Annotated in this window: 12 protein-coding genes; 11 read left to right on the top strand and 1 reads right to left on the bottom strand. The window is 63.0% G+C overall.

Features of this window, described 5'->3' with window-relative positions; genetic code table 11:
* Nucleotides 1-47: 47 nt before the first annotated feature.
* Complete coding sequence (locus APH34_RS09065; protein WP_054900841.1) at nt 48-2,033, bottom strand: sigma-54-dependent Fis family transcriptional regulator; 1,986 nt, start codon at nt 2,031-2,033, stop codon at nt 48-50.
* A gap of 256 nt (nt 2,034-2,289) precedes the next feature.
* On the opposite strand from APH34_RS09065, the gene APH34_RS09060 reads away from it, so the two are divergent.
* From APH34_RS09060 to APH34_RS09010, 11 genes are all read left to right on the top strand, one after another.
* Nucleotides 2,290-3,810: an aldehyde dehydrogenase family protein gene (locus tag APH34_RS09060; protein WP_012312535.1), complete on the top strand. Its 1,521-nt coding sequence runs from the start codon at nt 2,290-2,292 to the stop codon at nt 3,808-3,810.
* A 166-nt stretch (nt 3,811-3,976) separates the two neighbouring features.
* Nucleotides 3,977-5,425 carry an ethanolamine permease gene (eat, locus tag APH34_RS09055; protein WP_054900840.1) on the top strand — a complete coding sequence of 483 codons (1,449 nt, stop codon included), beginning with the start codon at nt 3,977-3,979 and terminating at the stop codon, nt 5,423-5,425.
* A gap of 49 nt (nt 5,426-5,474) precedes the next feature.
* On the top strand, nt 5,475-6,869 hold the full coding sequence (locus tag APH34_RS09050; protein WP_054900839.1) for an ethanolamine ammonia-lyase subunit EutB: 1,395 nt from the start codon (nt 5,475-5,477) through the stop codon (nt 6,867-6,869).
* An 8-nt stretch (nt 6,870-6,877) separates the two neighbouring features.
* Nucleotides 6,878-7,696 carry an ethanolamine ammonia-lyase subunit EutC gene (gene eutC, locus APH34_RS09045; RefSeq protein WP_054900838.1) on the top strand — a complete coding sequence of 273 codons (819 nt, stop codon included), beginning with the start codon at nt 6,878-6,880 and terminating at the stop codon, nt 7,694-7,696.
* A gap of 107 nt (nt 7,697-7,803) precedes the next feature.
* A complete protein-coding gene (locus tag APH34_RS09040) occupies nt 7,804-8,262 on the top strand; it encodes an N-acetyltransferase (protein ID WP_054900837.1) in 459 nt (152 codons plus the stop codon).
* Nucleotides 8,263-8,454: 192 nt separating this feature from the next.
* Entirely contained in the window at nt 8,455-9,102 is a 648-nt protein-coding gene (locus tag APH34_RS09035) for a DedA family protein (protein ID WP_054900836.1), read from the top strand.
* Between the two features lie 9 nt (nt 9,103-9,111).
* The gene (locus APH34_RS09030) at nt 9,112-9,927 is read left to right on the top strand and encodes a zinc-dependent peptidase (protein ID WP_054900835.1); all 816 of its coding nucleotides are present in this window, start codon (nt 9,112-9,114) and stop codon (nt 9,925-9,927) included.
* Nucleotides 9,928-10,020: 93 nt separating this feature from the next.
* The gene (gene ppa / locus APH34_RS09025; protein WP_016484715.1) at nt 10,021-10,548 is read left to right on the top strand and encodes an inorganic diphosphatase; all 528 of its coding nucleotides are present in this window, start codon (nt 10,021-10,023) and stop codon (nt 10,546-10,548) included.
* 177 nt (nt 10,549-10,725) lie between these two features.
* On the top strand, nt 10,726-11,427 hold the full coding sequence (locus APH34_RS09020; RefSeq protein WP_054900834.1) for a S24 family peptidase: 702 nt from the start codon (nt 10,726-10,728) through the stop codon (nt 11,425-11,427).
* Nucleotides 11,428-11,744: 317 nt separating this feature from the next.
* Nucleotides 11,745-12,251: a sigma-70 family RNA polymerase sigma factor gene (locus APH34_RS09015; RefSeq protein WP_054900833.1), complete on the top strand. Its 507-nt coding sequence runs from the start codon at nt 11,745-11,747 to the stop codon at nt 12,249-12,251.
* Nucleotides 12,248-13,204: a FecR domain-containing protein gene (locus APH34_RS09010; RefSeq protein WP_054900832.1), complete on the top strand. Its 957-nt coding sequence runs from the start codon at nt 12,248-12,250 to the stop codon at nt 13,202-13,204. The genes APH34_RS09015 and APH34_RS09010 overlap by 4 nt, the downstream gene beginning before the upstream one ends.
* Nucleotides 13,205-13,218 lie beyond the last annotated feature (14 nt).

The raw sequence follows: 13,218 nt of genomic DNA, 5'->3' as shown, positions 1-13,218 counted from the left end.
CGAGGCAGGGTAGCCCAGGGCGCGTAAAATCGCACCCGCTGTTTCGCTCAGGCGCCTCTGGCAATGCCGTGTTTGCGCAGTTTTCGATACAAGGTGTTGCGGCTGATGCCCAACTGCTCGGCGACCCGGGTCAGGTGCCAGCGATTTGCCTCCAGTACTGACAACAGCGCCTGGCATTCAACATCCGCCAGCAGTGCTGGCCCTGTTACCGGCAAGGCTGCTTGCACAGGTGCCGCGACACCTTCACCTAGTGCACCATTGCCGTTGGCGCTGGCTTGTCGCCGGTCAAGGGCAACACCCTGGCCAGCAGTGTTGGAGATGATTGCCGGAAGATCGGCAAGCACTATGTGGTCATGCTCACAAAGCGCCACCAACGTGCGCAGCACGTTGCGCATCTGCCGCACGTTGCCCGGCCAGGCAAAATCCAGCAGCGCCTGCCGCGCACGTGGCTCGATGTCCATCCCCTGCCCTTGCGCCTCCTGCTGCAGCAGGAAATCCAGCAGCTGAGCCTTGTCTCTGCGCTCGCGCACCGCTGGCAGCGCCACCTCCAGGCCGTTCAGGCGGTAATACAAATCTTCGCGGAAGGTGCCCTGCGCCACTCGCTCCAGCAAGTCGCGGTGGGTGGCGCTGACGATGCGCACATCCACCGCCTGCGCATCGCCGCCAATCGGCACCACCTGGCGGTCTTCCAGTACCCGCAGCAGGCGGGTCTGCAGGGCCAGCGGCATGTCACCGATCTCGTCCAGCAGCAGTGTGCCGCCATCGGCCTGCAGCAGCTTGCCGCGCATGCCCTCCTTGCGCGCGCCCGTAAAACTGCCGCCGCGATAACCAAACAACTCGCTCTCGATCAGGCTTTCCGGGATCGAGGCACAGTTGACCGCCACGAAAGGCTTGCCCCGGCGCTGGCTGGCCTGGTGCACGGCCTGGGCAAAAGCCTCCTTGCCACAGCCCGTCTCGCCCCGCAGCAGCAGCGGCACATCCCGTTCGAACACCCGCACGGCGCGATGGAAGTCGTGCAGCAGCGCAGGGTCGAGCAGGCAAATACCGGGAGCAGCCGGGGGCTGGGCCTCGGGAGGGCTGGCGGGCATTGCCCACACAGGTTTGCGCGTCTGCCCTCGCAGGCTGGCATAGACCTGGCGGCCATCGCGGGTATGCAGCGGCCAGGCCGTGCTGCCGTTGGGCATGGCCCGGCTGAACAGCTCGTCATGGCTGCAGTTGAAGAACCGGTCCAATGGCTTGCCCAGCACACCGCCACGAACGGTCCCCAGCAGGTTGAGAGCGCTCTGGTTGGCCGCGCAAATGCGGCCGTCGCCGTCAAAGGCCAGCAAGCCTTCGCTGAACAGGCCCACCGACTCGGCCTGCAGATGAAAGCGCAGCAGCCAGTGTTGTTCAAAATGCCGCAGGAAATAGCAACTCTCGATCATCTTCGCCGAGAGGTTGACCAGCGCCATGGTGTGGAACTGGCTCTGGCGCGAGACATCCGGGCGTGCAGATGACACATCGAGCACAGCCAGCAGTTCGCCATGCGGGTCGAACACCGGGCTGGCGGAGCATGTCAGGCCGGTGTGGCGGCCACGAAAATGCTCGTTCTGATGGATCGTCAGCGCCTGGCGCTCGACCAGGCAGGTCCCGATGCCATTGGTGCCCTCACGGGCCTCGCTCCAATCCGCCCCCAGCCACAGCCCAGCACGTTCGAAGATGCGCCGCTCACTGGGCGCGGTCACGCAGTTGAGGATCACCCCACGGGCATCGGTCAGCAGGACCGCATGCCCGGCACCGGACAGCTGCTGGTGCAGGCTGTTCATTTCGCTATCGGCGATTTGCAGCACCTGATGCAAGCGCTCGCGGCTTTCCAGCAGACGGCCATGTTCAAGCACAACCGGCGCCTGGATAACTGACGGATCGAGGTGGTAGTCCTCCAGGCAGCGCAGCCAGGAGCGGGCGATGGAGGGGTCACTGCCCGCACCGCCAGCCCCGCCGCGGGCAACGGTAAGGACCTGCTGGGCATGACGACTGAAGTGATTGTTCTGCATTAGTTGTTGTTCTCCGCAGATAGAGATTCACCTCAGCATCCTCTTCCACGCCAGGCTTTGCAATGCACCGTCACCCAACGTGTCGCAAACGGTACAAAGTGTCACTTCAGCCGTGCCAGGCCCGACACAGTGCGGCGCCGGACGCGCCAGGTCGGTGCTGCAAGCCATTGATTCGCCTGAGCCTCCCCACGCTGGCCCAACCTTTGCTCTACGCTTTTCAACTCCTCAACAAACACAATTAACCAGGAGACACACCATGCGTTATGCACATCCCGGTACCGAGGGCGCGAAGGTTTCCTTCAAGAGCCGCTACGGCAACTACATCGGTGGTGAGTTCGTAGCTCCGGTCAAGGGGCAGTACTTCGACAATACCTCCCCGGTGAATGGCAAACTGATCGCCGAATTCCCCCGTTCCACTGCCGAAGACATCGACAAGGCGCTCGACGCCGCCCACGCTGCCGCTGACGCCTGGGGCCGCACCTCGGTGCAGGACCGCTCCAACGTGTTGCTCAAGATCGCCGACCGTATCGAGCAGAACCTCGAGGTCCTGGCCATTACCGAAACCTGGGACAACGGCAAGCCAGTACGCGAAACCCTCAACGCCGATATCCCGCTGGCGGTCGATCACTTCCGCTACTTCGCCGGCTGCATCCGCGCCCAGGAAGGCGGCGCCGCTGAAATCAATGAAAACACCGTGGCCTACCACATCCACGAGCCACTGGGCGTGGTCGGGCAAATCATTCCGTGGAACTTCCCAATCCTGATGGCCGCCTGGAAGCTCGCCCCGGCCCTGGCCGCCGGCAACTGCGTGGTGCTCAAGCCGGCCGAGCAGACTCCGCTGGGCATCACCGTGCTGGTCGAGCTGATCGGCGACCTCCTGCCGCCTGGCGTGCTCAATGTGGTCCAGGGTTATGGCCGCGAGGCAGGTGAAGCGCTGGCCACCAGCAAGCGCATCGCCAAGATCGCGTTCACCGGCTCCACGCCGGTTGGCTCGCACATCATGAAATGCGCTGCCGAGAACATCATCCCGTCTACCGTCGAACTGGGCGGCAAGTCGCCGAACGTGTATTTCGAAGACATCATGCAGGCCGAGCCGAGCTTCATCGACAAGGCCGCCGAAGGCATGGTGCTGGCCTTCTTCAACCAGGGCGAAGTGTGCACCTGCCCATCACGGGCGCTGGTGCAGGAGTCGATCTACCCGCAGTTCATGGAAGTGGTGATGAAGAAGGTGCTGCAGATCAAGCGCGGCGACCCGCTCGACACCGACACCATGGTCGGCGCCCAGGCCTCGCAGCAGCAGTTCGAGAAGATCCTCTCGTACCTGCAGATTGCCCAGGATGAAGGTGCCGAGCTGCTGACCGGCGGCAAGGTTGAGAAGCTGGAGGGCGCACTGGCCACCGGTTACTACATTCAGCCGACCCTGCTCAAGGGCAACAACAAGATGCGCGTGTTCCAGGAAGAAATCTTTGGCCCGGTGGTCAGCGTCACCACTTTCAAGGACGAAGCCGAAGCCCTGGCCATCGCCAACGACACCGAGTTCGGCCTCGGCGCCGGCGTGTGGACCCGCGACATCAACCGCGCCTACCGCATGGGCCGCGGCATCAAGGCGGGCCGCGTGTGGACCAACTGCTACCACCTGTACCCGGCGCATGCCGCTTTCGGCGGCTACAAGAAGTCCGGCGTTGGCCGTGAAACCCACAAGATGATGCTCGACCACTACCAGCAGACCAAGAACCTGCTGGTGAGCTACGACATCAACCCGCTGGGCTTCTTCTAAGCCAATCGCTTCAAGTTGCCAGCTTCAAGCTGCAAGAAAGCACGCCGACGCGCTTTTTCTTGAAGCTTGGAGCTTGCGGCTTGAAGCGCCCTGGCTCGCTTCCTGCAGTACCCATCACCATTGGCCGGAACCCTTCCGGCCACCAAGAAAAAGAACAGGTGAAACTATGCCAAGCGATCAATCCGCCGGCGCGCCGGCAGGTTCTTCCGTCGATTTCGAAAAGGTCGGCTCGGACTACTTCCAGCAACGTGAATTGAAAAAAGGCGCCGCAGGCTGGGTGCTGCTGGTGGGTCTAGGCGTGGCCTACGTGATTTCCGGCGACTACGCCGGCTGGAACTTCGGCCTGGCCCAGGGCGGTTGGGGCGGCATGTTCCTCGCCACGCTACTGATGGCCACCATGTACCTGTGCATGTGCTTCTCGCTGGCCGAACTGTCGTCGATGATCCCGACCGCCGGCGGCGGCTATGGCTTTGCCCGCAGCGCTTTCGGCCCCTGGGGCGGCTTTCTCACTGGCACGGCGATCCTCATTGAATACGCCATCGCACCCGCGGCCATCGCGGTGTTCATCGGTGCCTACTGCCAGTCATTGTTCGGCATCGGCGGCTGGATGATCTACCTGGCGTTCTACATCGTGTTCATCGGTATCCACATCTTCGGGGTCGGTGAGGCGTTGAAACTGATGTTCATCATCACCGCCATCGCTGCCATTGCCCTGGCTGTGTTCCTGGTGAGCATGGTGCCCCATTTTGATGCAGCCAACCTGTTCGACATCGCCAAGACCGACGCGGTCGGCGCCAGCAGTTTCCTGCCATTCGGCTACGTCGGCGTGTGGGCGGCAATCCCCTATGCGATCTGGTTCTTCCTGGCGGTCGAAGGCGTGCCCCTGGCGGCCGAGGAAACCAAGAACCCCAAGCGCGACCTGCCGCGCGGCCTGATCGGCGCAATGCTGGTACTGCTCGCCTTCGCCTTGCTGATTCTGGTGGTCGGCCCCGGCGGCGCAGGCTCTGAAGCACTCAAGGCCTCGGGCAACCCGCTGGTCGAAGCGCTGGCCAAGGCCTACGGCGGCTCCACCTGGATGGGCAGCTTCGTCAACCTGGTGGGCCTGGCCGGGCTTATCGCCAGCTTTTTCTCGATCATCTATGCCTACTCGCGGCAAATCTTCGCCCTTTCGCGTGCCGGCTACCTGCCGCGCAAGTTGTCCGAAACCAACAAGAGCAAAGCCCCCGTGCTGGCGCTGGTCATCCCCGGCATCATCGGCTTTGCCCTGTCGTTGACCGGCCAAGGTGACCTGCTGATCCTAGTAGCCGTGTTCGGCGCCACCCTGTCCTACGTGCTGATGATGGCTGCTCACATCACCCTGCGCATCCGTCGGCCTAAAATGGAACGCCCATACCGCACGCCAGGCGGTATCTTCACCTCGGGCGTTGCTCTGGTGCTCGCCTGCATCGCCGTGGTCGCAGGCTTCCTGGTCGACCCACGGGTGGTCATTGGCGCCGCCGTGATCTATGCCGTATTGATTGCCTACTTTGCGTTCTACAGCCGCCACCATCTGGTGGCAGGCACACCGGAAGAGGAATTCGCTGCGATCCAGCAGGCCGAAGAGGCCTTGCACTGATTGCCGACACCCGCCGCGGGCCAGGCCTGCGGCGCTCTGGAGATTCTGTATGGCAAGTTTCGTACACACGGTTGGCCACCTGGTCTACCGCTTCGACAGCCTCAAGGACGTGCTGGCCAAGGCCAGCCCCGCGCGTTCAGGGGATTACCTGGCAGGGGTTGCTGCCGCCAACGACGGGGAACGGGTCGCCGCGCAAATGGCCCTGGCCAACATTCCGCTCAGCCATTTTCTCAGTGAAGCGCTGATCCCTTACGAGCAGGACGAGGTCACCCGCCTGATCATCGACACCCACGACGCCCAGGCCTTTGCCCCGGTCAGCCACCTCACCGTCGGCGGCCTGCGCGACTGGCTGCTCAGCGATGAAGCCACCGAGGCCAGCCTGCGCGCCCTGGCGCCGGGGCTCACCCCGGAAATGGCCGCCGCCGTGTCGAAGATCATGCGCGTGCAGGACCTGGTGCTGGTCGCGCAGAAAATCCGTGTAGTGACCCGTTTTCGCGGCACCATGGGGCTGCGTGGGCGCCTGTCGACACGCCTGCAGCCCAACCACCCCACGGATGAACCGGCCGGGATTGCCGCCAGCATCCTCGACGGCCTGCTGTACGGTAACGGCGATGCCATGATCGGCATCAACCCGGCCACCGACAGCATCGCCTCGATCTGCGCCCTGCTGGAAATGCTCGACGCCATTATCCAACGCTATGACATCCCTACCCAGGCCTGCGTGCTGACCCACGTCACCACGTCGATCGAGGCCATCAACCGTGGCGTGCCGCTGGACCTGGTGTTCCAGTCGATCGCCGGAACCGAGGCCGCCAACGCCGGCTTCGGTATCAACCTGAACGTGCTGCAGGAAGGCTATGAGGCGGGCTTGTCGCTCAAGCGCGGCACCCTGGGGCAGAACCTCATGTACTTCGAGACCGGCCAGGGCAGCGCCCTGTCGGCCAATGCCCACCACGGCGTCGACCAGCAGACCTGCGAAACCCGCGCCTATGCCGTGGCACGCCATTTCAAGCCGTTCTTGGTCAACACGGTGGTCGGGTTCATCGGCCCCGAGTACCTGTACAACGGCAAGCAGATCATCCGCGCAGGCCTGGAAGACCACTTCTGCGGCAAGCTGCTGGGCGTGCCGATGGGTTGCGATATCTGCTACACCAACCACGCCGAGGCTGACCAGGATGACATGGACACCCTGCTGACCCTGCTGGGTGTGGCCGGGATCAACTTCATCATGGGCATCCCCGGCTCCGACGACATCATGCTCAACTACCAGACCACCTCGTTCCATGATGCGCTGTACGCGCGCCAGACCCTGGGCCTCAAGCCCGGGCCGGAGTTCGAGGCATGGCTGGAGCGCACAGGCATCTTCACCCAGGCCGATGGCCGAGTGCGCTTCGGCGACAACCTGCCGCCCGCGTTCCGCCAAGCCTTGGCGCAACTGACTTAGAGGTGACCATGGACCATCGCACGCCCACCCCCGAGAACCCCTGGCTGGCCCTGCGCAGCCTGACCCCGGCCCGCATCGCCCTGGGCCGCAGCGGGATCAGCCTGCCGACCGGCGCGCAGCTGGATTTTCAGTTCGCCCATGCCCAGGCCCGCGACGCCGTACACCTGGCCTTCGACCACACTGCCCTGGCCGAGCAATTGAAGGGCCGCGGGCGCGACAGCCTGGTGCTGCACAGCGCCGCCAACGACCGTCATCAATATCTGCAACGCCCTGACTTGGGCAGGCGCCTGAACGAAGACTCGGCCGAGCAGTTGCGCCAGCACGCCCAGGCCAACCCGGGCGGAGTCGACCTGGCCATCGTCGTTGCCGATGGCCTTTCGGCCCTGGCCGTACATCGCCATACCCTGCCGTTCCTGGCCCGTTTCGATGAGCAAGCCGCCGCCGATGGCTGGAGCAGCGCACCGGTGGTGTTGGTGGAGCAGGGCCGAGTGGCCGTGGCCGACGAAGTGGGCCAACTGCTTGGCGCGCGCATGACCGTGATGTTGATTGGCGAACGCCCGGGGTTGAGCTCCCCTGACAGCCTGGGCCTGTATTTCACCTACGGGCCACGGGTCGGCCTGACGGACGCCTACCGCAACTGCATTTCCAACGTCCGCTTGGAAGGCCTCAGCTACGGCATGGCGGCCCATCGCCTGCTCTACCTGATGCGCGAGGCCTGCCGCAGGCAGCTGTCGGGCGTGAACCTGAAGGACGAAGCAGAAGTCCACGCCATCGACAGTGAACACACGCCAAATCAGAAAGGAAACTTCCTGCTCGGTGAAGGTTAAGCACATGTCACGGAAGGCGGATTGCGCTTCAGGCCGGCTTTGGGCAGCATGCCCTTGAACGCTGCTGGCATTCCGCTGTTTCCCCAAATGGACTCTGAGGACCGCACATGCGCATCATCAAGGCAAGCCTGCAACACCTCGACCTGCTCACCCCGCTGTTCGTCAGATACCGGGAGTTCTACGGGCAGTTGCCCTACCCGGACAGCTCGCGCAGCTTTCTGGAAAAGCGCTTGAAACGCGACGAGTCCGTCATCTACCTGGCGCTGCCGGATGATGACGACAACAAGTTGCTGGGCTTCTGCCAGTTGTATCCAAGTTTTTCGTCGCTGTCGCTCAAGCGGGTATGGATCCTCAATGACATCTACGTGGCCGAAGACTCGCGGCGCATGCTGGTGGCCGACCACCTGATGCGCGAAGCCAAGAAAATGGCCCGGGACACCAATGCCGTAAGGATGCGGGTTTCAACCAGTGCCAACAATGAGGTGGCGCAGAAGACCTATGAATCCATCGGCTTTCGCAAGGACACCGAATTCGAGAGCTACATCCTGCCGATCAGCCAGGACTGACTTGGGCCGGCCTCTTCGCACAAAACGCCGCGAAGAGGCCAGCACCGGCAGCTTCCGGTAACCCCCCGCTACAAACTCCCCGGGCATGATTCCGACTTAGTCGTATAATGCCTGCTCCTGACATGTGTGAAAATTTACCCTCCCGCAGGTCCCCGAGCCCGTAGCTGCGGGTCAAGAACACAGGTGCTGTACATGGATTTCAACCCGCTGGACCTTATCCTGCATCTCGATGCTTACCTCGATCTGCTGGTCGCCAACTACGGCCCCTGGATCTACGCCATCCTGTTTACCGTGATCTTCTGTGAAACCGGCCTGGTGGTAATGCCGTTCCTGCCTGGTGATTCCCTGCTGTTCATCGCCGGCGCCGTGGCTGCCGGTGGCGGCATGGACCCGGTGCTGCTGGCAGGCCTGCTGATGGTCGCGGCGATCCTGGGCGACAGTACCAACTACGTGATCGGGCGAACGGCGGGCGAACGGCTGTTCAACAACCCCAATTCGAAAATCTTCCGCCGCGACTACCTGCAGCGCACCCACGAGTTCTATGAACGCCATGGCGGCAAGACCGTGACCCTGGCGCGCTTCCTGCCGATCCTGCGCACCTTCGCGCCGTTCGTTGCCGGCATCGCCCACATGCATTACCCACGCTTCCTGGCGTTCAGCGTCGCCGGTACGCTGCTCTGGGTAGGCGGGCTGGTCACCCTCGGCTACTTCTTCGGCAATGTGCCCTTCATCAAACAGCACCTCTCCCTGATGGTGCTCGGCATCATCTTCCTGTCGCTGGTACCGATGATCCTCGGCCTGCTGCGGGGCCGCCTGAGCCGCGCGGCCAAGGCGCACTGACCCAAGGGCATGTGGTCCTTGAGCGCCTGGCGGCGCAAGCGCACCCTGGCGCGCTATCCGGTCGATGTACAGCAATGGCAGGCGGTTCGCCAACGTCTGCCAATGCTCGATGGCATCAGCGACGATGAAGACCGCTGGCTGCGCGAAGCCTGCATCCTGTTCCTGCTCGACAAGCACCTGACCACGCTGCCCGGCGTGGAGCTGGACGACGAGCAACGCCTGTTCCTCGCCGCCCAGGCTCAGTTGCCACTGCTGCACCTGGGCGAGCTGAACTGGTACCAGGGCTTTCACGAGATCATCCTCTACCCCGACGACTTCAAAAGCCCCCAGCGCCACCGCGACGCCAGTGGCGTGGAGCATGTATGGGACGGCGAGCACAGTGGCGAAGCCTGGCAGCAAGGGCCGGTGATCATGGCCTGGGCCGGGGTGCTGCACAGCGGCGGTTGGGAAGCCTACAACCTGGTGATCCACGAACTGGCGCATAAGCTCGACATGCTCAATGGCGATGCCAATGGCCTGCCTCCGCTGCACAGTGGCATGCACGTGGAGGAGTGGGCCAGCGCCATGCAGCAGGCCTATGACGACCTCAACCGTCAGCTTGACGCCAACCCTGACAGCGAAACCGCCATCGACCCTTACGCGGCCGAAAACCCGGCGGAATTCTTTGCCGTCACCAGCGAGTACTTCTTCAGCGCCCCGGACCTGCTGCACCAGGCTTATCCACAGGTGTACCGGCAGTTGTCGCTGTTCTACCGGCAAGACCCGCTGGCCCGCCTTGCCAAGCTGCAGGCCGAGCACCCGGACTACCGCGAAAGCCACGCCTGATGCGCCCGCGCATCTGGTCGGGCGTGGCATGCCCTGGCGGAATGTGCCTATAATCGCCGCCACTTTTTTGATCAAACACGGGGGCACTGCCCAATGAGCTACAGCAAGATTCCGGCAGGCAAAGACCTGCCGAACGACATCTACGTCGCCATCGAGATCCCGGCCAACCACGCGCCGATCAAATACGAGATCGACAAGGACAGCGACACCCTGTTCGTCGACCGTTTCATGGCTACCCCTATGTTCTACCCGGCCAACTATGGCTTCATCCCGAACACCCTGGCTGACGACGGTGATCCGCTGGACGTGCTGGTCGTTACCCCGTACCCGGTAGCGCCAGGTTCGGTCATCCGCGCCCGTCCGGTTGGCGTGCTGAACATGACTGACGACGGCGGCGGCGACGCCAAGGTCATCGCGGTGCCACACGACAAGCTGTCGCAGCTGTACGTCGACGTGAAGGAATACACCGACCTGCCAGCCCTGCTGATCCAGCAGATCGAGCACTTCTTCGCGAACTACAAGGACCTCGAGAAGGGCAAGTGGGTCAAGATCGAAGGCTGGGACGGCGCCGACGCCGCCCGCGCCGCGATCACCAAATCGGTCGCCGCCTACAAGGGCTGATACCGGTTGGTTCGCAAAAAGCCCCGCTTGTTCGGGGCTTTTTTGCGACCGCTGCTTAGGTAGTAAAAAACCCTACGCAGTCCTAATCCTGTGCCCTACACCCAGGCACTTTTCGCACAGAACGCGTCAACACCCAGTTCATATCCTTGCTAGCACTCGGCCGCTACACTCGGCCGCATGAACACATCCGGTGACCGCCTCAAGGCCCTCCTTCACGAGTGTGGCCTGACCCCTTCCGACTTCGCCGCCCAGCGCGGGGTCACCCCTCAGCACGTCAACAACTGGTTCAAGCGCGGCATTCCCCTGGCTCGCCTCGATGAACTGGCCGACCTGTTCTGCGTGCACCGCCGCTGGCTGCGCAGCGGCGAAGGCCCCAAGCACCCCTGCTCGATCCTGCGCACCTGCGCCACTCAGGTGGCATCGGGGGAGGCACCAACATCGCTGTGGAGCCACGATACCCAAGTGCTGCAAGTGCCCTATCACGAAGTGCGCGATGGCCAGCTCACGGTAATCGACGCCGTCTATCTGCGCCTTCCCGCCCAGGCGCTCAAGGCGCTGGGCGTTGCCGCACACCAGGCAGTCTGCCTGGCGATGCCCGCGGCCAACATGGCGCCCTGGATCCCCCGCGACGCGATGCTGGCCATCGACCTGAGCCAGACCCGCGTCATAGACGGTGAAACCTATGCCCTGCTGCACAATGGCCTGCTCAGGGTGAACAGCCTCAGCCTCGGGCACAACGGTACGTTGTGCTTGCATAGCTATGACCGGCGCAACTACACCGTGGAGCGCTTCACGCCCGCCCAGCGTCAGGCCGAACGCCTGAAAATACTCGGCTGGGTGTTTCACTGGTCACATTTCCGCCAGCAGCGCCCTGGCTGAAACACCCTGTGCCATTTTTTGCTGGGCATCCTGGGCGAGCCCTTGTATGCTACGCGGCACATTCAGCCCCGCCCGGCGTAAGCCGCGCAGCAGAGGGCTCGGCAGCGGTCCACACGATCGTTCGCCATCTCTTCAGGCCCTTGATGGCCACACAGTTAAGGCGGTTGCGGCTTACCATAAATTAGTCGGAAACGTCCCCGAGAAGCCGGCCACAAGCCGGCTTTTTAATGCCTGAAATCCACGCAGAATGTCGTTTTGCCAGTCTCCGCGTAACATGTAATGATAATCCCTATCATTACGGGCGTAGACCTTCCTCCATGGCCGCGACAGACAGCAGCGATACCCTTCATAGCCTTTATCGTGAAAACCATGGCTGGCTGCAGGCGTGGCTGCGCAGGCGCCTGGGCGATCGTGAACATGCCGCCGATGTCGCTCAGGATACGTTTGTGCGGCTGATGGTATCGGGGCGTTTGCCTGGCCCGCTGGAGAGTCGAAGTTACCTTGCGCAGATCGCCCGTAACCTCGTGATCGACCAGTGGCGGCGCCTGCGCATCGAACGCGCCTATCTGGAAAGCATCGCGCACTTGCCCGAGCCTGTGTCACCGTCGCTCGAAACCCGGGCGCTGATCCTTGAAACGCTGATGCAGATCGATGCGATGCTCGACCGCATGCCCGAGAACGTGCGCAAGGCGTTTTTGCTGTCGCAGTTCGAAGGCCTGAGTTACGCGCAGATTGCCGAGCGCCTTGGTGTCACGGTCAGCTCAGTGCAGAAGTACATGACCCAGGCGATTGTCGCCTGCTATCGCCTGGCCTACGAACCATGAGCAGGCCGGCCGATGGCCCGATCGACGCCCTGATCGTCGAACAAGCCAGTGAGTGGATGATGCTGCACTGGGGCGGTGAGCTGGACGCTGACCAGCGTCAGGCCTTCGCGGCCTGGCAGCACGCTCATCCTGAACATCGACGCGCCTGGCAGCGTTTACAGCAATTGCAGGAAACCTTCGGCGCGGTGCCGGTGGACTGTGCACGGGCGGTGCTGCGCGACAGGCCAGACCCCCAGCGACGCGCGGCCTTGAAGCAGCTCGGGCTACTGCTGGTCGCCGGCGGCGGTGCTTACCTGTTGCAGGATCAACTTCCCTGGCGTTCAACATTTGCCCAACACCGCACGGCCACCGGCGAAATCCGCCACATGGTCCTGAGCGACGGTACCCGGCTCGACCTCAATAGCAACAGCGCCATCGACCTTCGCTTCACTGCCCAGGAACGCCGGATCCGCCTGATCAGTGGCGAGATTCTGCTCACCAGCGGGCACGACGAAAACCGCCCATTGATCGTGGAAACCGGCAATGGTGACGTGCAAGCGCTGGGGACGCAGTTTTCGGTGCGTGAAGTGAACGACGGCACCCAGGTGCAGTTGTATGACGGCCAACTGCGCATCAGCCCGCGCCATGGCGCGGCGGTGTACATGAACGCCGGTAATAGCCTGTGGTTCAGTGACGATGCCGTCAGCCCCATCCGCCCCGTGAACCCCAACAGCAGCAGTTGGAGCACAGGCCGTCTGATAGCCGAACGTCAACCGTTGGGTCACTTCCTGGCTGAGCTGGCACGTTATCGGCCAGGCTGGATTCGTTGCGACGAGGCAGTTTCGAACCTGCTTCTGACCGGCGTGTTTCCGCTGGGCGACACCGACACCGTGCTCAACGCCCTCGAGCGTACGTTGCCGGTGCGGGTCGAGTCCGTCACCCGCTACTGGGTGACGGTGAAACGCCGCGCCTGAGCAAAAAAAATGTT

This window comes from Pseudomonas sp. NBRC 111131, assembly GCF_001320525.1.
Lineage (GTDB): Bacteria > Pseudomonadota > Gammaproteobacteria > Pseudomonadales > Pseudomonadaceae > Aquipseudomonas > Aquipseudomonas ceruminis.
Note: the sequence above shows the minus strand (reverse complement) of the source record. Positions and strands in the feature narration are given on the sequence as shown.

Excerpts from the sequence above, each read along its gene's own strand:
- APH34_RS09010 (WP_054900832.1), top strand. The coding sequence starts at position 12,248 with ATGAGCAGGCCGGCCGATGGCCCGATCGACGCCCTGATCGTCGAACAA.
- eat (WP_054900840.1), top strand. The coding sequence starts at position 3,977 with ATGCCAAGCGATCAATCCGCCGGCGCGCCGGCAGGTTCTTCCGTCGAT.
- APH34_RS09065 (WP_054900841.1), bottom strand. The coding sequence starts at position 2,033 with ATGCAGAACAATCACTTCAGTCGTCATGCCCAGCAGGTCCTTACCGTT.
- APH34_RS09030 (WP_054900835.1), top strand. The coding sequence starts at position 9,112 with ATGTGGTCCTTGAGCGCCTGGCGGCGCAAGCGCACCCTGGCGCGCTAT.
- APH34_RS09020 (WP_054900834.1), top strand. The coding sequence starts at position 10,726 with ATGAACACATCCGGTGACCGCCTCAAGGCCCTCCTTCACGAGTGTGGC.
- APH34_RS09060 (WP_012312535.1), top strand. The coding sequence starts at position 2,290 with ATGCGTTATGCACATCCCGGTACCGAGGGCGCGAAGGTTTCCTTCAAG.
- APH34_RS09040 (WP_054900837.1), top strand. The coding sequence starts at position 7,804 with ATGCGCATCATCAAGGCAAGCCTGCAACACCTCGACCTGCTCACCCCG.
- ppa (WP_016484715.1), top strand. The coding sequence starts at position 10,021 with ATGAGCTACAGCAAGATTCCGGCAGGCAAAGACCTGCCGAACGACATC.
- APH34_RS09050 (WP_054900839.1), top strand. The coding sequence starts at position 5,475 with ATGGCAAGTTTCGTACACACGGTTGGCCACCTGGTCTACCGCTTCGAC.
- APH34_RS09035 (WP_054900836.1), top strand. The coding sequence starts at position 8,455 with ATGGATTTCAACCCGCTGGACCTTATCCTGCATCTCGATGCTTACCTC.
- APH34_RS09015 (WP_054900833.1), top strand. The coding sequence starts at position 11,745 with ATGGCCGCGACAGACAGCAGCGATACCCTTCATAGCCTTTATCGTGAA.
- eutC (WP_054900838.1), top strand. The coding sequence starts at position 6,878 with ATGGACCATCGCACGCCCACCCCCGAGAACCCCTGGCTGGCCCTGCGC.